We start from the raw sequence: 24,402 nt of genomic DNA, 5'->3' as shown, positions 1-24,402 counted from the left end.
AATCCTATTGAGCGGTTTTATTATTCAATACACCAATAAGAGAAATTATTTCTGGCAAAATATCTAAGATTAAGGCCAACTGTTGTAAGACTAATAGATCATTATTGCTTTGATCATCATTGATTGATATTGATTCAATATAATTGGCAACCACCTTTTTCAAAGGTTGATATTCAGAATTGATTTTTTGGTCACTTAACATAGTAATTATATAAACTGAAACATCATCAAAAAGTTCCAGAGTATGTGGAGAAATACGTTTATCTCGATGTGCCCCTAAAGTGGATAAATAACTAATCAAGGTGTGATTAAGGGTTAATAATCTAAAACCCTGTTCAATCATGCCTTGTTTAACATGTGGCTCTTTGCTCATTAAGCTGATTAAGGATGATAAATCGGCATTACTATCATGTGCTGCTCGCCGAGCAACGCGGTATTTGGGATCATTAGTTTTTCCTGAGACATATTGACTACCGATAACTGCTAAATAGTGGCTTCCTTCGTAACAAACGCTATCGAGTAGTTTTGTTAAATTTCTAAATTTCCAATCAGGCCAAATAAAACTTACAGCAAACCAAGCAATAAAACAGCCAATTAAGGTAGCTATAATTCGTGAATTGGCAACGGAGATACTACTTTCACCGATCAAACTAAAACTGAAAAATACTAATAAGGTAATAAAAGCAGTGGCATAAGCATATTGTGAGTTTTTAAACAGGAAAAATAACCAACCAGTTATAATAATTAATACTAATTGCGCTTCGATACTTGGGAGCAAATAAGTTAAAGGAATACCAGCAATTATGCCTAATATAGTACCAATTACTCGCAATTTTAAACGATATTTGGTGGTTGAATAGTTTGGTTGGCACACAAATAGGCTGGTTAGAATAATCCAATAACCATGTGAAAGATTGGAAAAGAAAATTATCATATATCCAATAAACAACACTATACTCATACGAATAGCATGGCGAAATAGTGACGATTTAAGCGTCAAATTTTGCTTAAGTCTTGCAAATATATCATTGAGGCCAGTTAGCTGTTCATCGATTAATTGATTATCTTTTTGCGTTTTAGACAGATGTTGTTCAGTATCAATATTGGCTAACAACAAATCAATGGCGAGCAAATTTTGATGTAGATTTTGTAGCGATTTAATTAACAACAAATTGGCATAAGAGTGCCGTTGGTACTGAGCTATTGCTTCTTCCAGATAAGTAAAATAACGAGCAAATAACGGGTTATGATGATAAGTTTGATTTAATTTAATCGACACCGCTAACTTGGCACAGGCTTTAGCTTGTAAATTTAAAATTCGCGCAAAACGAAATAACAGATCACTATGCTTAAAATGTTCACTGAGCGCCTGATAATCACCATGAGACGAGCTTGCTCGCTCATGAATATCCTGAGCAACAAAATAATAACTTAACATCTTTCTGATATAAGCTTGTCCACGAAACCCCTTCAAACGATTAAACAGTGAGCGTTTGGCACTGTTAAACACATTAATCACTTGAGTGTTGCATTCTGCAAGCTCAAGAGTTTGTCGTTTAAAGTCATCTGTCTCATCAGGATCAAACATGGCCGCTTTGGCATCAAGATAAAGTGATAATTTTAGAAAACAATTCGTTAACGTTTGTTGAGTTGTGCGAATTGGTTGCATTATCGACTCAATTAACGAAACAAGGTTATACCAAAGCGCACCCAATAGCAAAAAACAAGGCAGGGTATAGTTATCATCAAACAGATTGTGTCCTAGCATGGTATAAGCTGCAATCAGTAACGAACCAAAAGCAATCACGCCGTAACGTTGCCCAAGTGAACCAAGCATAATAAACATAAATGTCGAACTCACCAGTCCAACAATAAACAGTATTGGGAAATCAAATAGCAACTCGACTGAGAACGTCGCAATCGCAAAACAAACTAAGGTAAGCAAAATATTAATACAGCGACTTAATAATCGAGTATCAATCTCGGTTAATCCTGCAGCAACTACACCTAAAGTAAGAGGTATCACCAATGAAATCGAGCCAAAATACCATGGTACAAGCGTAGAGCCAGTTAAACTAACTAGCATACGAATACTAAATAGCAAATTACTGCTGTAAAAAACTTTGCGTAAGGATAAGATAAAAGAATGCACGTTTTCTAGTGTTTGAAGTGAGTTAACATAATAATGCAAAGCATACTATATTGTCATGATTAACGAAAGTAAATTCAATAATATAAAACACTTTCTAAATAGTGAAGAATGGGGTTTTTGAAGTTTAATAATTCTGTTTTTAAAATCGTTAATTATAATCATCACTAAATTATCTTCCTTACATTGATAATTTTTTTTATTATAAATTTGGTTAAGAACACGCTATATTATGCGTTAGAAAATTATCACGGGATTAAAACATGAAGAGATTAATTAAAGTTGCAACGGTTGTTATGTTGTTGAGTTGTGCTTGGGCAAGTCAGGCTAAAATGCCAGAGTCGATTAAAATTGGTTCGGATACTTCTTATGCACCATTTGATTTTATTGATAAAAATGGTGAAATTACGGGCTTTAATATTGAAATCACGAAAGCACTTTGTGAAAAGGCTAAGATTAAGTGTGAATTTCAAACTACTGATTTTGATGCGCTGATTCCTTCTTTGTTGTCTCGTAAAATCGATATGATTTCGTCTTCATTAATGATGACAGAAAAACGTAAAAAGCAAATTGCTTTTTCGGACGAGATTTTTATCACTAACTCCCGCTTAATCGCTAAAGAGGGGTCTGGATTATTACCTACTGTTGAATCATTGAAAGGTAAGCGTGTTGGTGTTGAGCAAGGAACTTCGCAAGAACATTTTGTTAATGATAAATGGCGCCCAAATGGCGTTGTGATTGTGCCATATCAAAATCAGCTAGAAGTGTTTTCCGATTTAGTGGCAGGGCGCTTAGATGCAGCATTGCAAGATGAAGTCACTGGTAGTTATGCTTTTTTAAAACAACCACAAGGTAAAGGTTTTGCATTTGCAGGTGATATACTTAACGATAAAGGTTATTTTGATGTTGGCGTTGGGTTAGGATTCCGTAAAAAGGATGATGAGTTACGCGAAGCGTTCAATAAAGCTCTTATCGAAATTTTAAATGACGGTACCTATAAAAAAATCAATGATAAATATTTTGATTTCAACGTTTATAGCAATAAAAAATAGGTCATGCAAGGTTATAGTTCATTAATATTAAAAGGTGCACTGGTCACAATTGAGTTGGCGATCAGTTCACTAGTTCTTGCCATGATTTTAGGAGTAATTTGTGCTCTTGGCAAATTATCGCGAAAACCAATTTTGCAACTGTTTTGTCAGGTTTATACCTCATTTATTCGCGGTGTGCCTGATTTGGTTTTGATGATGCTGATCTTTTTTGGTTTGCAGTTTTTGTTAAATAGTATTACTGATTTTTTTGATGTGGATATGATCGAAATCGATCCGTTTGTAGCTGGCATTATTACCTTAGGTTTTATTTATGGGGCCTATTTCACCGAAACCTTTCGCGGTGCTTTTCAATCTGTTCCCAAAACGCTAATCGATGCCGCCACTGCATTAGGCTTAAGTAAACACCAAGTTTTTATCTATGTGCGATTTCCGTTGATGATGCGTTTTGCGCTTCCTGGCGTGGCTAATAACTGGTTAGTAATTTTAAAAGCTACGGCTCTGGTATCTTTATTAGGATTGTTCGATCTGGTTAAAGCAACCAAAACGGCTGGTGAGGCGACTTATCAACCGCTGTTTTTTGCACTGTTAGCTGGTGCGTTTTATCTTTTTTTTACCTCTATATCAAATGTGGTTTTATGGTGGCTTGAGAAGCATTATTCGATCACTAAAACAAAATTATAATTGAGCCTTATTATGTTAGAAATTATTCAAGATTATTGGAAAGCATTGTTATGGACAGATGGTTATCATATTACTGGGCTGGCAATGACACTTTGGATCTTGATTCTGTCAGTGTCACTAGGTGGAATTTTAGCATTAGTTTTGGCAGTTGGGCGCAATGCAAACCAAATTTATATTAAGTGGCCGATTTGCTTATTTACTTATATTTTTCGGGGAACACCACTGTATGTGCAGTTATTGATTATTTATACCGGTATCTATACTTTGTTGAGTAATGAACATCAGTATTTAAGTAATTTTTTTCAAAGCGGATTAAATTGTACTATTTTAGCTTTTACGCTCAATACTTGTGCTTATACTACTGAAGTTTTTGCGGGAGCGATCCGTAATGTGCCAAGTGGTGAAATAGAGGCTGCTAGCGCACTTGGTTTTAATCGTTGGCAACTATATCGCTATATTATTTTGCCAAGAGCTTTTCGAATTGCGTTGCCTGCTTATAGTAATGAAGTGATTTTTATGCTGCATTCTACGGCGTTAGCATTTACGGTGACGGTTCAAGATGTAATGAAGGTTGCGCGTGATATTTATTCCGAAACTTATCAACCTTTTCATGCTTTCGGGATTGCGGCGATGATCTATTTGTGTGTGAGTTTTGTTTTGATTTTGGGGTTTAAACAACTTGAAAAACGTTGCTTAGCTTACATCCGAGTTAATGAAGCAAATGCTACCTAATTAAAAGCTAATTAGAACAAATTGAATAAAAAATAGACAATAATGTTACATTGTCTATTTTTCATTTTAATACTAATCAGTTGATGATTAAATCATCAACGGGAACGCCACCATCATGACTATCATGATCTTTCGCTCCAGGTAGCGCTCGAGTACGGTCAATTGGTAAGTAATTGCCATTAGAAGTTTCGATTTGGCACTCGCTCCAAAAGATAGAATATTTGGTATTAGCGTGCATACTTTCACCGCGGAAGTAACATTTTGCTGCGCTGTATAAGTCGTTTCGACAAATAATTGCAATTAATAGCCAAACGCTAGCAATGCTAATAGAAATCCATTTTAAGTTGTGCCATAAAAAAGACCAAAAACCCTGTTTACGAATACGGCAGTAGACGAAGACTAATAATATAACACCGAGAAATCCTAAAAATTCATATAACCAAAATAACCACATATTGTTATCTCCTAATCAACAATTAGTGGTTATTTTATACTATCTTTAAGATTACATCCACGAACCATTACGAATAATACCAACTGCAATACCTTCAATAGCAAAATTTTGTTGTTCTAAATCGATATCAATGGGCGCAAATTCAGGGTTTTCAGCAACAAGTTTTACATGTCGACCTTTTTGTGATAATCGTTTAACAGTCACTTCATCATCAATGCGCGCAACTACTACTTGGCCATTTTTTACATTTTGGGTTTTGTGTACGGCCAGTAGATCACCATCTAAGATACCAATATCCTTCATTGACATGCCTTGTACTCTTAATAAGAAATCTGCATGTGGTTTAAATAATGTTGGTGACATTTGATAATGAGTTTCAATATGTTCTTGTGCCAAAATTGGTGAGCCAGCAGCAACTTTACCAATAAGTGGGATGCCTTCAAATTCGGATGTTTCTTCTGGCTGTTCAAGTAATAAACGAATTCCTCGCGATGATCCGGCAATCATTTCAATAGCCCCTTTTTTAGCTAACGCTTTCAAATGTTCTTCGGCGGCATTAGCAGATCGAAATCCTAATTTTTGTGCAATTTCAGCCCGAGTAGGTGGCATTCCTGTGGTTTGAATGATTTTTTTAATTAAATTATAAATTTGTTGTTGACGTTCGGTTAAAGGTCTCATGGTCTATTCCTGTTTTTATACACAAACATATGTAATTATATACAGCCATACAAACAAAACAACTGTTTTATCTAATTTTTTGATATTAGATGATAAAAATCTCAAAAAAGTGATATTCTCGTGCTTAATCGCACAAGTGAGATAACATTTTTTCATAAAAATAAATTTCGAGCAATTATATAAAAAAATACTAAAATTTATAATATTAACTTTTTTCGGGAATTGTTAAATTTATTTTAGGGGTAGATTGCTCTATATTTTGTTGTGCGGTTCTATGGTATAATTTTACTAAATAGTCATTTAGTTGGAATTTGATTTTATGTCTTATATTGTTGCACTTAGTGGTGGTATTGCAAGTGGCAAAAGTACTATTGCCCATCTATTTGCTCAATTAGGCGTGCCAATTATTGATGCTGATATTATTGCCCGCCAAGTGGTTGAAGTAGGTACTCCTGCTTTGGCGCAAATTGTTAAACATTTTAGTCAAGAAATCTTGTTAGAAAATGGTGAGTTAGATCGTAGTCAATTAAGAGAGATCATTTTCAATAACGATCATGAACGATTGTGGTTAAATAATTTACTGCATCCAATTATTGCGCAAGAGACACAAAAACAGTTTGCCCAGCAGACCGCTCCTTATGTGATTTGGGTAGTGCCTTTATTAATCGAAAATCATTTACAGGCTGATCGTGTTTTGATGATTGATGTTTCGGTAGCGTTACAATTAAAACGTTTGATAAATCGAGATGGAATTAATGAGTCATTAGCAAAAAGAATGATCGCATCTCAGGCCTCTTTAAGCGAACGTTTGGCTTTTGCAGATGATATTATCATAAATGATGGTGATTTAGCGTCATTAACAGTTCAAGTAGATTGCTTGCATAAGCAGTACCTACATAACTTAAAAGTTAAAAAGCTATGAATAAAATAATTTTTGAACACCCATTGAATGAAAGAATGCGTACTTGGTTACGCATTGAGTTCTTACTTATGCAATTACATTTGCATCGTCATTTTACACAAAAAAATGCTTTACTGTTTTTTCATGCATTATCTGAATTACTCGAAATCCTCGAGCGTAATGATGTTAAAGGCGATTTGATAAAAGAGATCGAAGGCCAAAAACAAAAAATTTTATCTTGGATAGAGCTTGATGGTGTAGATAAAGAGTTACTTGAGGGCATGCTTGAAAAATATGATCTTTTTTTAATAAAATATAATTCAAGTTTACGCATAGGTCAAGCTTTGAAAGATGACCGTTTTATTACGACAATTCGTCAGCGTTTAATGATCCCCGGAGGTTGTTGTAGTTTTGATTTGCCCTCTTTTCATTTATGGCTAAATCAATCGCAAGAAAAGCGTGATATTCAGATTGATAAATGGTTTCAACATATTGCTTTGCTTGATGAACCTTTAAAAACTTGTTTGCAGTTTATTCGCCAATTAGGGGAATTTAATAGCTATGCTTGTACCAATAACTTTTTCCAAGAAACAAATGGTGATGTGAGTTTGATTCGAATTCGTGTTGCTTTGGATAAAAATGTATATCCTCAAGTTTCTGGTCATATATCTCGTTATAATATTCGTTTTTTACCCCTTTATACTGACAATAATAGCAATTTTGATGAAATCGAATTTGAACTTGCATGTTGTTAGTCAAATAAAATTTAAGAGCGTTTAATGAATAAAAATACTGTTGTAAAATGCCCTACCTGCCAAAAAGAGGTTCAATGGTCTGAAAAAAGTCCATATCGTCCATTTTGTAGCAAACGTTGTCAATTAATAGATTTAGGTGATTGGGCAACAGAAGAACATCGTATTGCTGATAAAGAACTTACTGAACAAGATCTTTGGAGTGAGGACGAAATTTCTGATCTGATGAGTAAACATTAATAATGAAGATTTTAGGTATTGAAACCTCGTGCGATGAGACTGGTGTTGCTATTTATGATGATAAGCAAGGTCTAATCGCTAATCAACTCTATTCACAAATTAAATTACATGCTGATTATGGTGGCGTCGTCCCTGAGCTGGCGTCCCGCGATCATATTCGTAAAACTGTGCCGTTAATTAAGGCCGCACTTAAACAAGCGAATTTAACGGCAAATGATATTGATGGCGTGGCTTATACAGCAGGACCTGGGTTAATTGGAGCCTTGATGGTCGGGGCGTCTGTTGGGCGTTCATTAGCTTATGCTTGGAATGTTCCTGCGGTTGCGGTGCACCATATGGAAGGCCATTTATTGGCTCCTATGTTGGAAGATAATCCCCCTGAGTTTCCATTTGTAGCTTTATTGGTGTCAGGTGGTCATACTCAATTAATTAAAGTCACTGATGTTGGTGAATATGCCTTACTTGGCGAATCAATTGATGATGCTGCAGGTGAAGCGTTTGATAAGACAGCAAAATTATTAGGCTTGGATTATCCTGGCGGAGCAAAATTGTCAAAACTCGCGGAACAAGGTGCTGCATCACGTTTTCATTTTCCAAGACCAATGACGGATAGGCCTGGTTTAGATTTTAGTTTTTCTGGCCTTAAAACGGCTGCTGCAAATACTATTCATCAGCAAGAACAAGATCTTGATGAGCAAACCAAAGCTGATATCGCAAGGGCTTTTGAAGATGCATTAGTTGATACTTTGTTAATTAAATCTCGTCGTGCGTTAGATCAAACCGGTTTTAATCGCTTAGTTATTGCAGGTGGTGTTAGCGCCAATAAAACCTTACGTAACAAGCTTGCCAAACTGATGACTGACCGCAAAGGCCAAGTTTATTATCCTCGATTGGAATTTTGTACTGATAATGGTGCGATGATTGCTTATGCAGGTATGATCCATCTTAAAGCATCGCAATTTGCTGAACTGGCAATTGAAGTTAAACCAAGATGGCCATTAAGTGAACTTAATATCAATAATAAGTAAATTATTTAAGTTATATTAAAAAGGTTTTTTTAAATGAAAACATTTATTCCCGGTAAAGATGCTGCACTTGAAGATTCAATTAACTATTTTCAACAACAATTAGACAAATTCGATTTAGCCGTTAAAGAAGCTTCGTGGCTCAATCCTGTACCTAATGTGTGGTCAGTACACATTCAAAATACTAAATGTCCACTTTGTTTTGCTAATGGTAAAGGAGCCAGTAAAAAAGCGGCACTAGCGTCAGCGCTGGGCGAGTATTTTGAACGACTTTCAACCAATTACTTTTTCTCCGATTTTTATTTAGGTGACAAAGCTGCCAATGGTGAATTTGTTCATTATCCATCTGAAAAATGGTTTGCCATACCGCAAGATAACAGCTTACCAAAAGGGCTATTATCGCCAAAGTTAATGAAGTTTTACGATCCGGATCACGAATTAACTGCAACCGATTTAATCGATTTACAATCAAGTAATGGCAAACGTGGAATTTGTGCACTACCATTTGTGCAACAATCCGATGGTAAAACTATTTATGTGCCTGTTAACTTAATTGCTAATTTATATGCTTCTAACGGAATGTCAGCTGGAAACACGGCAAACGAAGCGCGAGTACAAGGTTTGTCTGAAATATTCGAGCGTTATACTAAAAATAAAATTATTGCCGAAGCAACCAGTTTGCCATCTATTCCTAACCAAGTACTCAATCGCTATCCCACTGTGTTAGCGGCAATTGATGCGCTTGAAAAAGAAGGTTTTCCTATTTACTGTTTTGATGCATCTTTAAGCGGTGAATTTCCTGTTATTTGTGTCGTGTTATTTAATCCACAAAATGGTACTTGTTATGCCTCGTTCGGTGCACATCCTAACTTTGGCGTGGCTCTCGAACGAACAGTTACCGAACTGTTACAAGGTCGAAGTCTTAAAGATCTTAACGTATTTTCGCCGCCAAGTTTTGATAATGATGATGTGGCGGATTTGAGTAATTTAGAAACCCATTTTATTGATTCAAGTGGTCTAATTTCGTGGGATTTGTTTAATGAAAAATCAGATTATGAATTTGTAGATTGGGATTTTTCGGGCACGACAGAACAAGAGTTTGCTAACTTAATGGCTATTTTTGATCGTCATCAGACTGAAGTTCTAATCATGGATTACCAACATCTTGGGGTTTATGCGTGTCGCATTTTAGCGGTCGGTATGTCAGAAATCTATCCGCCTGAAGATCTATTAATTGCCAACAATAATATGGCAATTCATTTACGCGAACTAATCTTAACCCTTCCTCATCAAAAACGCACTGCAAAAGAGTTGCTGGCGGTTATTGAACAATTCGATGATGAAGGTTTAGACGATTTTGCTCGAGTTCGTGAATTGTTAGGTATTGCAACGGGTAAAGATAATGCTTGGTTAACCCTGAGAATTGGTGAATTAAAAGCCATGTTAGCGTTAGCCGCCGGTGATTTACCGCAAGCAAAATTGTGGATCGATTGGACGGTAGAGATGAATGAGTCCATCTTTACTAGCGAACGCAATCACGCCTATCGTTGTTTACAAACCTTAGTTGATTTTATTATTGAACGCGGGGAGAACCAATATCGCAATTACCAACAGGCGTTTAATAAAATGTACGGAAAAAACTGTGTTGACGAAATGTGGCAATATGCCACCGCCAAAAAACAATTTTTTGGTCTTACTGATTTAATTAGCCCAGAGCATGATGGCAAAAATCCAATCGATCAATTTGTTATGCATCAAAAACTTTTAGCGGTCTATTATAAATTACAACAAACCATGTAAAAAGGTTGTTTTTTGTTAAAGTAAATCATCGTATTAAGTCGTGATTTTCATCATCAGTAATAAGCTAAAATGGTTATTACTGATGATTTGACGCTGATTTTGATTTGATATTTAGTGATAAAAAGATTATATTTGGGACATCTGTCACATAATTTTAATTTTGTGCTTACCAAACTTAACTATTTCACTTAGTATAAATCCAATCCTTAGTTGGATTATTCTATAGTTAGTTCGTCTAATTATAGATTGTTTTAAGCATAATAAAGCCCTTTGAGGCATCGTTTTTTAATTTAAAGCAATAAGCTAGGTTTACTTATTGCTTTCCATTTTTCTCTACTATTTTCATCGCTAATATAATTAATTAAATCAAGTAGAACAAAGTTAAGTCAAAAATAGCTATTCATTTTCAATTTTTAGTTTTTTTAAATTAATTTATTTATTGAGGCTAAATGATGACAATTCTTACCGTAGGTTTTGCTTGTTTAGATTTAATCTGTTTTACTTCAACTGACTTGGAGCAAAACGATCCTATTGCATCCGATAATATTGTCCGTAGTGGAGGAGGTTCGTGTGCTAATACAGCCTATTTGCTTGCACTTTGGGGAGAGACTATTTATCACATTAGTCATTTAAACAACGATCCTTATGGTAATCAGATTGTTTGTGAACTTACCGATGCTGGAGTGAATACCGGGCAGTTTATCTTTTCTGAAAAAATGGTCACACCATTAGAGGCTATCACTATTGATAAGCAAACCGGATCGCAGACGGTGATATCCCACCGATTAACCACTCCGCCAAAGCTAACCGAGGCTGAAAAAAATAAATTAAATCACTTTATACAAACTCTCAGTGGCTATAAACACGATATTGTTATTTTAGTGGATGGATATGAGGCTGAATTAAGTGAATATATCATCGACCATTTACCTAAAACAAAGGTGATTATGAGCATGGATAATTTGTCTGATTCGAGCCTTTATCTAGTTCAACATGCCGATTATTTGATTGTGACAGAACAATTTGCTTGTGCATTTTTGAAATTAAAATCCTTTAATCATAAAGAAGAGATTAAAAGCGCACTCAAAAAATTACGCAGTTTAACTAGCGGTAAGATCATTATTCGTTTGGACGAAAAAGGTAGTGCATTTCTTGATCATCAGCAAGCCGTTATTATTCCAAGTTTTAAAAGCCAATCGGTTGATAAGATGACCGAAAATGATATTTTTCAAGGTGCGTTTGCTTATGGGATTAGTTATGGTTGGCCATTAGAGAAGACCTTATTGTTTGCTAACTTATCGGTTTGTGCTGCAAATAAGCAAAAAAGAGGACGAAGCGCAATGCCAAACTTGGTTGATATTAATCGGGCGAGTAAAACAGTTACTAAGAATTTTACGCCGTATTTTTAATTAAAAAAAGGAATTAATAGCGTAAATCGTTCTTAATTTAGTGATTTAAAACGCCAAAAACCCCGTTCCTCAACTTTTTTTGAATAAAAAATTGTTTTCCTAGTTTTTTAGGATTAAACGTATTTTAAGTTCATTAGAGCGTTTTAATCTTTAATGATAAAACGACGCGCGATCAAAAAGCGTTCGTGATAACCCTTTTGTAAATTAGGTATTTATAGTTTGGATTAACCTTGTCTAGCAAATTCACCTGCTTGTTTGATTAGTTCATCACTAGGGGTTATGCCAGTGTATAAAACAAACTGTTCAACTGCTTGTAACACTGCAACATCCGCACCGGAAATGATGGTTTTATTTAATTTTTTGGCATATTTTATCAGCGGTGTTTCAACCGGTAGGGCGACTACATCAAATACGATATCTGCTTGGTTAATTAGTGTTTCACCGAACGATAGCTGATCGGCCTCAACTCCGCCTTGCATGCCAATGGGAGTAACGTTTATAATTAATCTTGCTTGTTCTGGGGTGATAGTTGATTCATCTTTAACCCATTTATAATGATAACGATCAGCTAGAGCTTCGCCTTTATGCTGATTTCGTGCACAAACAATCCCCTGTTTAAAACCGGCATCATAAAAAGCGCCAATCACCGCATTTGCCATACCTCCACTACCTTTTAAAACAAATGGTGTATTATTATCAATATGATTGGCCTTAATTAGTTTCTCAACAGCAATATAATCAGTGTTGTAGGCTTTTAAATAATGGTTAGTATTAACAATGGTATTGACTGCTTGAATGGATTGTACGGAAACATCCAATTCATCAATAAATTCAATACAAGCTTGTTTATAAGGCATTGAAATTGCACAACCACGAATCGACAATGCTCTAATACCATAAATCGCATCTTTTAAATTATTGGTGGTAAATGCTTTATAAAGATAATTTAAATCTAATTTTTCATATAAAAAATTATGAAAGCGAGTACCAAAATTACTTGGTCTTGCAGATAGAGACATACAAACGATAGTATCTTTATTGATAATTCTTGCCATTAACCAAAATCCTTGTGATCATATTAATTTACTATTCTAACATTTTTTTGACCGATGTATATTTGATTATGGTTGTAAACAACACTGGCCCTAAAATAACTCAAGAAAAAGCCACAGTAAAGGTAATGATACAGCTCTTTTGTCACCAAAAACACCATAAAAACCAGCTCTGTGATGAATGTAATGATCTATTACAATACGCCATGCAACGCTTAACCATTTGCCGATTCGGTGAATATAAAACCACCTGCGAACTCTGTCCAAAACATTGCTACCGAAAAGACTATAAACAACGAATTAAAGAAGTGATGCGCTATAGCGGCCCAAGAATGATGATTTACCATCCAATAATGGCCATTAAACATCTTAACAAAAATTTAAAGACGATTTTAAAGCGATTTAAAATAACATTTTTCTAAAGATAAAAAAGTTGAGAAAAGAGGTTTTTAAACCCAAACTTTTCAATTAACAACTAATTTAATATTTTATTTAGCATTATTTTAAAAAAGCACAATGTTGCTACTTAATCATTCACTGTTTATTAACTTAATCGTTTTATAAAATGTTGTTGATAGTTTGATAATTCTTTGGGTTTCACCATTTGGTAAACTAATGTAGGTAAATAAGTCATATCATAGTACAAGGCGGTGGTTTTCATTGGCAGATAGATATCTGAAAATTCTACAAACAGTCGTTCATTTTTACTATAGATTTTACTGTATTGAGCGGCAGTGGTTATAACTGATATTTTTTACCTTTCCGTATATCTGGCATCCCCATACCAACCCCATTTAAATAAGCCTTTAGCCTTAGGGTGATGTTAAACCAATGTGTCGGAAATATAAAAACGATACGATCGTGTGTTTGCATTAAATAATTTTCTTCATTGACATTAATTGCCTAGGTATTGAAGCCATAATGACATTCTAAATTACGTATGATAATACCGTGTAATCTTTCGGCTATATGATGTAAAAATTCGATAAAATTAGATTTTTAAAGGTAGAAGTATGGCGCGATAACTAAGTTTTCTTGTATGATGTTTTATCAGCATATTTATTGACACTTCATATTCTACCTTCTATTCCAGATCAACTTAATGATTTTTGAAGATTTATTTTGGCTTTAATTTACAAATTAAATCTAAATTATTGTGATATCAATCAAATAACAGCAACCAGCTTTTTTGCTATTACATCTGTCGAGGTTTGATTAATTTAATCGGCGGTGATCATTTGAATCTGTAGGCATCTACTTATTTTAGAACAGAATGCCAAAACTTCATAAGCTTCAGCAATACCACCTATCAATGAAGTATGAGAATTCACCTGCTAATAGGACATCTCATGATGGCTAATATAAAGCATAAAACCTTGACCCATTTTGACCGCCGTAAAATAACCAAATGGTTTTACTGTGGCTGTATATTGCATCGCCGCAAACTGTTCAGTCAGAGTAGCAATCATATAATCTAAGTTCTATTTAACAATCATAAAACTGAAATTTGGTCATTTTATCTTTATTCTTCATATCAAACGATGATCTTTAAACAAGTTTTATTGGTTTATGAAAGATTGGAAAAATTTTTATGGATATTATATCTTGAGGAAGGCACTTTTTAACATCAAAAAAATGTGAGAACGCGGTTTTTGAGCTGCAATATCTAACCATTATTACCCCTTTTTTGGGATCAAGAATTAAATCATTAAAAATCATAATATTGCAAATGGGATAAAAAAAGGGTTTTTTAAACGAAAATTGCTCTTTGTCTTTTGCTCAACAATGTTTATAGTATGTCTTATGCTGTTTTATGCCGTGTAGGCAGTTTAGAAAATTGATGGATTCAGAAAACTTTATTTTACCAAGTTTTATGCCGTGTAGGCAGTTTAGAAACTGATATACAGTGACATTAAAGGCTCTAATGCGTTTTATGCCGTGTAGACAGTACCCTATTACTTAAATGTTGAGGAGTGGGGGGGTTGGCGTTTTCAATTAATCCGAAGAAACAATATTTTCCTTTAAACTTGAACGCTTTTTGAGTTCACTATATTATATCTGCCTTAATTTCCATTAATCTTGCAGCAAAACGTTAAAGAACCCGAATGTTAATCAACGCCAAAGATATTCTCGAAAAATTAAATCCCCATAATAAAGTGAATTATGATTCGATTTTGCAAGAGGTGATTGCCGATTGGCAGTTAGCGTCGGTGCGGCCTAAATTATTGATTCATAGTTGCTGTGCGCCTTGTAGTACTTATGTACTTGAGTATTTGGCGCAGTATGCTGATATCACGATTTATTTTGCTAATTCAAATATTCATCCTCGTGTGGAGTATGAGTATCGCAGTGTTGTTCAGCAAAAGTTTATTGCCGACTTTAATCAAAAGACAGGTAATAATGTGCAGTTTTTAGAGGCCCCTTATCAACCGGCTGAGTTTATTAAAGAAGTGGAACATTTGCGTGATGCGCCTGAAGGTGGTGAGAGATGCCATCTTTGTTATAAGATGCGCTTAGATTTGGCGGCAATTAAGGCGCAAGAGTTTGGATTTGATTATTTTGCAAGTGCATTAACGCTGAGTCCTAAGAAGAATAGTCAAAAAATCAACCAACTTGGCTTTGAAATTCAAGAGATTTTTTCTGTTAATTATCTACCTTCTGATTTTAAGAAGAATAATGGTTTTAAGCGTTCTATCGAGCTTTGTAAGGAATATGATGTTTATCGTCAATGCTATTGTGGTTGTATTTTTGCGGCAAAAGCTCAAGGTGTCGATTTGAAAAATGTGATCACTATTGCTAAGCAGGGTTTAGATCAGGCCTAGTGCCAAATTGATTTCTTTTATTCATTTTCTATTAGTCAAAAAACCAAAAATGTCATTTTTCAAACAAATTGATTAAAAATTTTAAAGATTTCGCTATAATAATTTCATAAAAGTATAGTAATTATTTATAGATTTTGTGATCCTTTCATAGGTTGAGTCTAAATTTGCAAAATGTGAGTTTGTTTATGCCAAAAATGTACAGGCTTGGATTGGATGTTGGTTCTACAACCGCTAAGTGTGTCGTGCTTGATGAGCAGGATAATTTTGTTTATACCAATTATGTTCGTCATAACACCCATATCGTTCCTACCGTATTATCCCTTTTAGATGAAATTAAACAGCATATTGGTGATGATGCTATGCTGTCGGTTAAGGTGACAGGTTCAGCTGGGATGGGAATTTCTGAGAAGGCAGATATTGCTTTTATTCAGGAAGTGGTTGCCGCTTCGGAGGTTGTGCAACGTAAATATCCTCAAGTGCGCACCTTAATCGATATCGGTGGAGAAGATAGTAAAATGATTTTCTTTTTTCCTGATCGTCCACCAGATATTCGGATGAATGGAAGCTGTGCAGGTGGGACAGGTGCTTTTATCGATCAGATGGCAACCTTATTAAATACGCCGGTACAAGAATTTGATCTGTTGGCAACTAAACATGATAAAGTCTACCCTATTGCTTCGCGCTGTGGTGTGTTTGCCAAAACTGATGTGCAAAATTTAATTAGCCGTAATGTGTCTAAAGCTAATATCGCTTATTCCGTTTTACATGCGGTTTGTATTCAATTGGTTAATACCTTGGCTCGTGGTTATGATATTTTGCCAAAGGTGATGCTAATAGGTGGGCCGTTTTCATTTATTCCAACTTTAGGTCAAGCGGCATTAGATACCTTAAAGTTAAACGAAGATCAGATTGTCACAACTCAATATCCTACCTTATTGTCCGCTTGGGGCGCAGCAATTCATGCTATTGAGCGTAGCGAGCTTTCGCTAACAGATTTTATTGAGAGGTTAAATACGTCAACTAAGATTCAAGTAAATCAGTCTTTTCGCTTAAAACCGTTATTTAATCAGTCGTTGACCTTTGATGATTGGAAACAAAAACGCAAGTATATAGAAATACCTCGCTTAACTTTAAACGCTTATCAAAAACAGAATGCTTTTTTAGGTATCGACAGTGGATCAACCACCACTAAAATTACCTTGGTTAGTGAGGATGATGAGCTACTTTTTACTTATTATGCACCGAATAATGGTCACTCAATTACAGCACTAATTAAGGGTTTAACGGTACTTAAAGATGAGATTGCCGCATCCGGTAAAGAGATTATGATTGCTCGCAGTGGTGTCACTGGTTATGGTGAGGAGTTGTTAAAAGCCGCTTTTGCGATTGATGATGGTTTGGTTGAGACGATGGCACACTTTGCCGCGGCTAAACATATCGATCCTAAAGTGAGTTTTATCATGGATATTGGCGGCCAAGATATGAAGGCTATTTTTATTGCTAATGGCGTGGTAAATCATATTGAGTTGAATGAGGCATGTTCATCGGGTTGTGGTTCATTTATTGAGACTTTCGCAAAATCCCTTAATTCCAATACTATCGATTTTGCCGATGCCGCGTGTAAATCTAATAATCCTTGTGATTTAGGGACGCGCTGTACCGTGTTTATGAACTCTAAAGTAAAACAAGCACTGCGTGAAAATGCCACTATGGGTGATATTTCAGCGGGATTGGCTTTTTCGGTGATTAAAAATGCTATTCATAAAGTGCTGAAATTACATGATATGCGTAAATTGGGCGATCATATTGTGGTGCAAGGCGGGACTTTTAAGAATCCGGCGGTGTTTCGTGCTTTAGAACAGTTAACTGGTGCTCAGATTGCTTGCTCCAATATTCCTGAATTAATGGGAGCTTATGGTGCAGCGTTAGTGGCAAAAAATCACTATCAGCAAAATCAAACCCCTTCACAATTTATTGGTTTAAATAATCTACAAAAAGCTGAAGATAATAAGGCGAAACCTTCCCGCTGTAAGGGTTGTGAGAATAAATGCGATATTATTATTTATCGCTTTGCTAATGGTCAGCGTTATTATTCTGGTAATAAATGTGAACGCTTTTTAAGTAATAATCAATATCAAGATAAAAATGCATTTAATATGTTTGATTATAAAAATGCGTTGTTATTTGAACGAACCAATATTCATAATGCTCAAGCTAAACTTAATGTCGGTATTCCTCGTGTTTTAGGTCAATATGAAAACTTTCCGTTTTGGCATACATTGTTAAAAAGTAGTGGAATTAATGTGACACTTTCGCCATATTCAACCCATGAGATTTATGAGAAAGGGGCGGGGACGGTGATGTCAGATAGTATCTGTTTTCCTGCTAAACTGGTACATGGGCATATTATGGAGCTGATCGAGCAAAAGGTTGATCGTATTTTTATGCCGATGGTGGTGTTTGAATCTGATCAGTTTACTAATGCAGTTAATAGCTATAACTGTCCAATTGTGAGTAGCTATGCTGAGGTGGTGAATAGTGCTATCAATCCTAGTCAAAAATATGACGTGCCACTGGATTATCCAGTAATCAATTTTAGTAATCAAAAATTGTTGAAAAAGGGCTGTATTAATTATTTAACTTCGCTTGGTATTGCAGAAAAGATAGCTAATCAAGCATTTTCTGATGCATTAGCTGCTCAAGCTGAATATAAGAAATCGCTGTATAACAAAGCGGTTGAAGTACTAAATAATGCTAAACAAACGGGGCGTTATGTATTTATTTTGGCAGGTCGTCCTTATCATAGTGATAGTTTAATTAATCATAAAACACCAGAGATTTTAAATGCGCTTGGTTGCGATGTAATAACCGAAGATTCAGTGTTAGGTGCGATCAGTCAATTATCGCCCGAACTACAAATTTGCTCACAATGGAGTTATCCAAATCGCTTATATGCAGCAGCTAGTTTTGTTGCTGAACAACCGAAAAATATTCAGTTTGTACAACTTAATTCGTTTGGTTGTGGGCCTGATGCGATTGTCACCGATGAGTGTAAGGCGATTTTAGAGTCAAAAGGTAAGACATGTACAATAATTCGAGTCGATGAGATCACGGCAACTGGTTCGGTGCGGTTGCGTTTACGTTCGATTATTGAGTCAATCCGTATGAATCACCAACAACCGTTAAAAGTTGTTGAGCGTAAAAAGATGGCTATTTTTGCTAAACAAGATAAACAGCGTCGGACTATTTTAGCACCTTATATCTCCGATTTTTATTCACCATTATTACCGCCGATTTTTGCGTTGTCAGGTTATAAACTTGAAACCTTGCCAAAACCAGATAAAAGTTCGGTCGAATGGGGACTTAAATATTGTAATAACGAGATATGCTATCCAGCGACCATTATTGTTGGTGATATTATTAAAGCGCTTAATTCGGGTAAATATCAACGTGATGAAGTGGCTATAGGCATTACTCAAACGGGTGGACAGTGCCGAGCGAGTAGTTATCTTTCTTTGATTAAGAAAGCAATGATTAGTAATGGTTTTGAAGATATTCCCATCGTGTCTCTTAGTCTTGGTAGTATTAAAGAAATTGAACAACCTGGTTTTAAAATTAATTGGTTAAAAGCATTACCAACAACTTTTTTTGCTATGTTATTTACAGATTCAATTTCGAAAATGTTCTATTCGATTGCGCCTAGAACCAAATTTAAACAACAAGCTAACCAAGCGAAAGAGCTTTATATTAGAAAGTTACAACAACTCATCAATCAACATAAAGGCAAAAAAGCGATCTTTGCGTTGTTAAAAGAGGCGGTGGATCATTTTAATCAAATCGAGACGTTAAATAAAGATTGCCCGAAAATTGGGATTGTTGGTGAAATTTATGTTAAATACAACAGTTTCGGTAATCAACATAGTGTGGAGTGGCTAATTGATCAGGGAATTGAACCAGTTATCCCACCCATGATTGAATTTTTTGCCCAAACTTTTGTTAACTATGATTCCAATGTAGATAATAATGTTGTTAATAAAAGTTATGTTGCCTATTTGCTTTATTTTTTTGAGACAGTAGCCCTAAAGTATATCAATAAAACGAATCAAATATTGTCTGGCTTTAAATATTATCAACCATTCCACAATATTCGTGATATGGCAAAAAAAGCAAAGGAAATTTTGAATTTGGCCAATCAATATGGTGAAGGTTGGTTGATTCCTGCGGGTATTATGACCTTTGCTGAGCATGGCATTAATAACGTTATTAGTTTACAGCCATTTGGTTGTATTGCTAATCATGTTGTGTCTAAAGGAGTGGAAAAACGCATGCGCGATCTTAATCCAAAACTGAATCTGCTCTATTTGGATTTTGATGATGGTGCAGGTGAGGTCAATGTACTTAACCGTTTGCATTTTATGGTAAGTTCATTAAAGTATGCTCAACTACAACGAATTGTATAATTACCTATTAAGGGACGATCTGTGTTTTCTATTTATCAATTAAAATCACGCTTTCAAGCATTGCTTCGTCCTTATGTGAATTCGCTTTATAATTCACGAATAACTGCTAATCAAGTCACGTTAGCTGCTTGTGCTGGATCGATATTGATTGCTTTATTAGTTGGCTTTTTTGCCGATCATCAATGGCTATTTTTGTTAATACCCATATGGATGTTTATCCGGATGGCTCTTAATGCTATTGATGGTATGTTAGCCAGAGAATTTCGTCAGAAATCCAATTTAGGTGCCTATTTAAATGAGATTTGTGATGTGATTTCCGATTGTGCTCTGCTGTTAATCTTTACTCAAATAAATCAAGTTAATACCAATTTAATGATATTAGTGATCTTATTATCATTTCTAACCGAATACGCGGGTGTACTCGGTGTGATGATTGGTAGTTCTCGACGTTATGATGGACCTATGGGGAAAAGCGATCGAGCTTTAGCTTTTAGCCTAATTAGTTTAGGCATTGCAACCTATCTATTGCCGCTTGAATGGCTAAATGTTCTATTGTGGCTTATCACCTTTTTGTTACTAATTACTGTGATTAATAGAGTGAGAAAAGGATTGCAAGAAGCGAAAAATAATAAGGAATAATTAATGCGCGAACAGCAGCAAAACACATTTATTAGTCATGATGGCTGTCAATTATTTTATCGTTATTGGCCAGCAGTCGATAGTGATACGAAAACAGCTTCAAAAGCAATTGTACTTTTTCATCGTGGGCATGAACATTCTGGACGAATTGCCCATTTAGCCGAAGAGCTGGAATTACCTGATTTCCATATTTTTGCTTGGGATGCGCGAGGAAATGGTCAATCTGATGGTCAACGTGGTGATGCGGTAAATTTTGCTACTCTGATAAAAGATGCCAACTGTTTTATAGAGCATATCATTAAAGAATATGCGATTGATATGCAAGATATTGCTATTATCGCTCAAAGTGTTGGTGCAGTAATTGCTGCTGGTTGGGTGCATGATTATGTACCGAATATTCGCGCTTTAGTTTTAGGTGCTCCAGCTTTTAGCGTTAAATTATATGTGCCATTAGCGGTGCCGGGACTTAAGTTATTATATAACTTGAAAGGCAATTTCTTTGTAAATAGTTATGTTAAACCAAATTTACTAACCCATGATGGCAGTCGAGCAGATTCTTTTAATAAAGATCCTTTAATTACTAAACCTATTTCGGTGAGATTACTGCTTGATTTGTATGCGGTAGCGGATCGAATTGTTAAAGATGCCAATGCTATCACCGTCCCTACACAGTTGTTAGTTTCTGGTTGTGATTTTGTGGTGCGACGAAAACCACAACAGGCGTTTTATGATAATTTAGGAACCAATCAAAAAGAGTTTCATATCCTCCCAAAATTTTATCATGATACCTTTGGCGAGAAAGATCGTTATATGGCAATTGATAGAGCAAGGCGATTTATTCAAGGTTGTTTTGCTAATCAACCAAATGTGCCAAAATTAACTAATGCCGATCGGGTTGGTTATACTCGATCTGAATCCGATAAGTTAGCTTTACCGCCTTCTGGTTGGCTTAAACCATGGTATTGGAAGTTAGTTAAAGCGACCTTGAAATATGCGAGTAATCTGTCGGATGGAATAAAACTAGGGTTTGAAACCGGTTTTGATTCCGGTAGTACACTTGATTATGTCTATCGAAATGAACCGTCTGGAACCTCTAAACTTGGGCGTTTTTTTGATTATCTCTATTTACAATCTATTGGTTGGCGAGGGATTCGGCAACGAAAAATTCATCTTGAACAACTCTTAAAGCAAGCTATTGAACAGTTACAACAACAATTTACTGAAGTAAATATTGTTGATATAGCCGCAGGGCATGGTCGATATATTTTAGAAACCATTAATCAAATCGCTAATAAACCTAATTCGGTGTTGTTGCGTGATTATAGTGATATTAATATCCGTGATGGCCAAGCACTAATTGCGCAACAAGGTTTAAGCGATATCGTTCGTTTTGAAAAAGGCGATGCTTTTAGTCGTGACGAACTTTCACAATTATCACCTAAACCTAATTTAGCGGTAGTATCAGGATTGTATGAATTATTTGGTGATAATCAACTGTTACAGCAATCTTTAGCTGGCTTGGCTGATGTAATACCACAAGGTGGCTATTTACTTTACACCAATCAACCTTGGCATCCGCAATTAGAATTTATTGCTAGAGCGTTAACTTCACATCGACAAGGGCAACCGTGGATTATGCGACGACGAACTCAACTTGAGATGGATCAGTTAGTTGCCGAAGCAGGATTTAGTAAAGTAACCATGTTGGTCGATCAGTGGGGCATTTTTACGGTATCTGTCGCTCAGAGAAATTCGCATTGATTATGCCAAAACTAATTAACCGTCTAAATGTTTATAAATGTTTGTGGTTAGCCGGTTTATCAGTATTCTTTTTTGCTAGCTATAATTTTGCTAACTGGTTAACTTCGCAACGTCAAGATGTGCCAAGTCTATTTTTTAGTTGGGAATATTCTATTCCACTTTGGTCATGGACGATAATTCCTTATTGGTCTATCGATCTGATGTATGGTCTTGCTATTTTATTGCCAACTTCTTGGCAATCCCTGAAAACTCTTGGTTTACGACTGTTAACCGCGCAAGTGATTTGTATTATTTGCTTCTTAGTTTTTCCGCTTAAGTTCTATTTTGAACGGCCTGCTTTGGATGGCTTTTTTGGTTTACTGTTTGATATTTTAATGGGATTTGATAAGCCGTTTAATCAAGCTCCTTCATTACATATCACGTTATTAGTTATTTTGTGGCAGTTTTATGCGCAATATTTTCGGGGGATTGGGCGTTATCTATTACATTTTTGGTGTTTTTTGATTGCACTTTCGGTTTTAACTACTTGGCAACATCATTTTTTCGATATTCCAACTGGATTATGGGTAGGCTGTTTTTCTATTTGGCTATGGCCAGATAATATGACGACGCCATTAAAACATCGACCATTAACTAAAAATTATACTTGGGCGATGTTCTATTTTTGTTTATGCCTACTGTCACTCACTGTAGCTATTTACTTTTCTGGCTGGGCACTCTGGTTGTTATGGTTGGCTGGTGCCTGGTTATTGATTGCTGCTAATTATTTATTGTTTGGCGCATCTGGTTTGCAAAAACAGCAAAATGGTCATTTTAAGTTAGCCGTTTATCTGCTCTATTTGCCATTTTTTGCTATTATGTGGCTCAATTCACGGTTATGGACAATTAAACATCCAACTGATGATTTGATTATTGATGAAGTCTATTTAGGTCGTATTCCATCCTCAAAATCGCTAAATCAAAATCATTTTATATCGGTTGTCGATCTTTGTGCCGAGTTGCCAATTGGATGTTTTAACGGTAACTATAAGCTTATTCCGGTTTTAGATATGACGCCCTTATCACAACAAGAGTGTCAGCAGGCTGCACAAGCTATCGAATATTATCGGCAGCAGGGTAAATTATTAGTCTGTTGTGCTTTAGGTTATTCGAGGAGTGCAACTGCAGTTATTGCATGGTTATTGTGGACTAAAAGAGCTAACACGCTGCAACAGGCGATAGGAATAGTAAAAGAACAACGGAATTCAATTGTGATTTCTTGCCAGCAACAACTGATTTTATCCAATTGGTTGGCTAACTTTAAAGATGAGACAGTGATATGTTGAGTAGTAATAATATTTCGCAAAATAGTGTAACTAAAGTAGATTTAGTAACGTTTTGTTGTTTTTTATCGTTAAGTAAACATATTGATATTTTTTCGATGCTATTAACCATATTAGCTGCTATTGTCGCTTTGATTCATGTTTCGCTAACATCATTAACTATCTGTTGCCTAATCATTTTTATTCTAGGTTTAATGAGTAAGTATTATGCAATAAGGATAGATTTTGATAGAAAATTGTTTGTATATTTATCTGAGCATGTTGATCATTTGCCAGAAGAGCTGTTAGCTATGGATAAAGCATTAGTCAATTTGCAATTAATCAAATCTCACCAATCATCAAGAACGGTCGCTGAACGGCAAAAAGGGATTTTATCCTTGTTTAAAAAGCAGATAATTCTATTTTTATTACAAAATTGTTTAATCGTTTTTATGGTGATTAATGCTATTATCACAAGTTAATAGATTAGAACT

At 35.4% G+C, this 24,402-nt stretch carries 22 protein-coding genes; 16 read left to right on the top strand and 6 right to left on the bottom strand.

What is annotated here, in order from left to right:
• Positions 1 to 4 precede the first annotated feature (4 nt).
• Entirely contained in the window at positions 5 to 2,152 is a 2,148-nt protein-coding gene (gene yccS / locus AC5LXI_RS09885) for a YccS family putative transporter (protein ID WP_493442163.1), read from the bottom strand.
• A 260-nt stretch (positions 2,153 to 2,412) separates the two neighbouring features.
• Here yccS and AC5LXI_RS09880 point away from each other — a divergent pair, with 260 nt between their 5' ends.
• From AC5LXI_RS09880 to hisM, 3 genes are read left to right on the top strand one after another with little or no spacing between them, the layout of a single operon-like run.
• Positions 2,413 to 3,201, top strand: coding sequence for a lysine/arginine/ornithine ABC transporter substrate-binding protein (locus AC5LXI_RS09880; protein WP_493442162.1), 789 nt, complete (start codon positions 2,413 to 2,415; stop codon positions 3,199 to 3,201).
• Positions 3,202 to 3,204: 3 nt separating this feature from the next.
• Positions 3,205 to 3,882, top strand: coding sequence for an ABC transporter permease (locus AC5LXI_RS09875; protein ID WP_493442161.1), 678 nt, complete (start codon positions 3,205 to 3,207; stop codon positions 3,880 to 3,882).
• Positions 3,883 to 3,894: 12 nt separating this feature from the next.
• On the top strand, positions 3,895 to 4,614 hold the full coding sequence (gene hisM / locus AC5LXI_RS09870) for a histidine ABC transporter permease HisM (protein ID WP_493442160.1): 720 nt from the start codon (positions 3,895 to 3,897) through the stop codon (positions 4,612 to 4,614).
• Positions 4,615 to 4,690: 76 nt separating this feature from the next.
• Here the strand turns inward: hisM and AC5LXI_RS09865 are convergent, their stop codons facing one another.
• Together AC5LXI_RS09865 and lexA are read right to left on the bottom strand one after the other, a co-directional pair.
• On the bottom strand, positions 4,691 to 5,068 hold the full coding sequence (locus AC5LXI_RS09865) for a hypothetical protein (protein WP_493442159.1): 378 nt from the start codon (positions 5,066 to 5,068) through the stop codon (positions 4,691 to 4,693).
• Positions 5,069 to 5,119: 51 nt separating this feature from the next.
• A complete protein-coding gene (gene lexA / locus AC5LXI_RS09860; RefSeq protein ID WP_493442158.1) occupies positions 5,120 to 5,746 on the bottom strand; it encodes a transcriptional repressor LexA in 627 nt (208 codons plus the stop codon).
• Positions 5,747 to 6,065: 319 nt separating this feature from the next.
• Between lexA and coaE the strand changes: the two genes are divergently transcribed.
• From coaE to AC5LXI_RS09830, 6 genes are all read left to right on the top strand, one after another.
• The gene (gene coaE, locus AC5LXI_RS09855; protein ID WP_493442157.1) at positions 6,066 to 6,668 is read left to right on the top strand and encodes a dephospho-CoA kinase; all 603 of its coding nucleotides are present in this window, start codon (positions 6,066 to 6,068) and stop codon (positions 6,666 to 6,668) included.
• Positions 6,665 to 7,402 carry a cell division protein ZapD gene (locus AC5LXI_RS09850; RefSeq protein ID WP_493442156.1) on the top strand — a complete coding sequence of 246 codons (738 nt, stop codon included), beginning with the start codon at positions 6,665 to 6,667 and terminating at the stop codon, positions 7,400 to 7,402. Before coaE ends, AC5LXI_RS09850 begins: the two co-directional genes overlap by 4 nt.
• 24 nt (positions 7,403 to 7,426) lie before the next feature.
• Positions 7,427 to 7,639, top strand: a complete 213-nt coding sequence (gene yacG, locus AC5LXI_RS09845) for a DNA gyrase inhibitor YacG (protein WP_493442155.1) — start codon at positions 7,427 to 7,429, stop codon at positions 7,637 to 7,639.
• Positions 7,640 to 7,641: 2 nt separating this feature from the next.
• On the top strand, positions 7,642 to 8,667 hold the full coding sequence (tsaD, locus tag AC5LXI_RS09840; protein ID WP_493442154.1) for a tRNA (adenosine(37)-N6)-threonylcarbamoyltransferase complex transferase subunit TsaD: 1,026 nt from the start codon (positions 7,642 to 7,644) through the stop codon (positions 8,665 to 8,667).
• 33 nt (positions 8,668 to 8,700) lie between these two features.
• Positions 8,701 to 10,464 carry a 30S ribosomal protein S12 methylthiotransferase accessory factor YcaO gene (ycaO, locus tag AC5LXI_RS09835; RefSeq protein ID WP_493442153.1) on the top strand — a complete coding sequence of 588 codons (1,764 nt, stop codon included), beginning with the start codon at positions 8,701 to 8,703 and terminating at the stop codon, positions 10,462 to 10,464.
• Positions 10,465 to 10,916: 452 nt separating this feature from the next.
• Positions 10,917 to 11,873: a carbohydrate kinase family protein gene (locus tag AC5LXI_RS09830; RefSeq protein WP_493442152.1), complete on the top strand. Its 957-nt coding sequence runs from the start codon at positions 10,917 to 10,919 to the stop codon at positions 11,871 to 11,873.
• 224 nt (positions 11,874 to 12,097) lie between these two features.
• On the opposite strand, the gene AC5LXI_RS09825 is transcribed toward AC5LXI_RS09830, so the two are convergent.
• Entirely contained in the window at positions 12,098 to 12,928 is an 831-nt protein-coding gene (locus AC5LXI_RS09825; RefSeq protein WP_493442151.1) for a shikimate 5-dehydrogenase, read from the bottom strand.
• Positions 12,929 to 12,996: 68 nt separating this feature from the next.
• Here AC5LXI_RS09825 and AC5LXI_RS09820 point away from each other — a divergent pair, with 68 nt between their 5' ends.
• Positions 12,997 to 13,347: a nitrous oxide-stimulated promoter family protein gene (locus AC5LXI_RS09820; protein ID WP_493442150.1), complete on the top strand. Its 351-nt coding sequence runs from the start codon at positions 12,997 to 12,999 to the stop codon at positions 13,345 to 13,347.
• Positions 13,348 to 13,663: 316 nt separating this feature from the next.
• Here AC5LXI_RS09820 and AC5LXI_RS09815 read toward each other — a convergent pair whose 3' ends face one another.
• Together AC5LXI_RS09815 and AC5LXI_RS09810 are read right to left on the bottom strand one after the other, a co-directional pair.
• Entirely contained in the window at positions 13,664 to 13,825 is a 162-nt protein-coding gene (locus tag AC5LXI_RS09815) for an NAD(P)H-dependent oxidoreductase (protein ID WP_493444287.1), read from the bottom strand.
• 434 nt (positions 13,826 to 14,259) lie between these two features.
• Positions 14,260 to 14,394, bottom strand: a complete 135-nt coding sequence (locus tag AC5LXI_RS09810; protein ID WP_493442149.1) for a hypothetical protein — start codon at positions 14,392 to 14,394, stop codon at positions 14,260 to 14,262.
• Between the two features lie 636 nt (positions 14,395 to 15,030).
• Here AC5LXI_RS09810 and AC5LXI_RS09805 point away from each other — a divergent pair.
• The 6 genes from AC5LXI_RS09805 (at position 15,031) to AC5LXI_RS09780 (ending at position 24,390) form a co-directional block, all read left to right on the top strand.
• On the top strand, positions 15,031 to 15,747 hold the full coding sequence (locus AC5LXI_RS09805; protein ID WP_493442148.1) for an epoxyqueuosine reductase QueH: 717 nt from the start codon (positions 15,031 to 15,033) through the stop codon (positions 15,745 to 15,747).
• Positions 15,748 to 15,932: 185 nt separating this feature from the next.
• On the top strand, positions 15,933 to 20,207 hold the full coding sequence (locus AC5LXI_RS09800) for an acyl-CoA dehydratase activase-related protein (protein WP_493442147.1): 4,275 nt from the start codon (positions 15,933 to 15,935) through the stop codon (positions 20,205 to 20,207).
• Between the two features lie 21 nt (positions 20,208 to 20,228).
• A complete protein-coding gene (locus AC5LXI_RS09795) occupies positions 20,229 to 20,846 on the top strand; it encodes a CDP-alcohol phosphatidyltransferase family protein (protein WP_493442146.1) in 618 nt (205 codons plus the stop codon).
• 3 nt (positions 20,847 to 20,849) lie between these two features.
• Positions 20,850 to 22,607: a bifunctional alpha/beta hydrolase/class I SAM-dependent methyltransferase gene (locus tag AC5LXI_RS09790; RefSeq protein WP_493442145.1), complete on the top strand. Its 1,758-nt coding sequence runs from the start codon at positions 20,850 to 20,852 to the stop codon at positions 22,605 to 22,607.
• A 2-nt stretch (positions 22,608 to 22,609) separates the two neighbouring features.
• Positions 22,610 to 23,932: a phosphatase PAP2/dual specificity phosphatase family protein gene (locus tag AC5LXI_RS09785; protein WP_493442144.1), complete on the top strand. Its 1,323-nt coding sequence runs from the start codon at positions 22,610 to 22,612 to the stop codon at positions 23,930 to 23,932.
• Complete coding sequence (locus tag AC5LXI_RS09780; protein WP_493442143.1) at positions 23,926 to 24,390, top strand: hypothetical protein; 465 nt, start codon at positions 23,926 to 23,928, stop codon at positions 24,388 to 24,390. The genes AC5LXI_RS09785 and AC5LXI_RS09780 overlap by 7 nt, the downstream gene beginning before the upstream one ends.
• The last annotated feature ends 12 nt before the right edge of the window (positions 24,391 to 24,402 follow it).

The organism is Gilliamella sp. LMG 34361, assembly GCF_984569075.1.
This window is presented reverse-complemented; position numbering and strand designations above follow the sequence as displayed.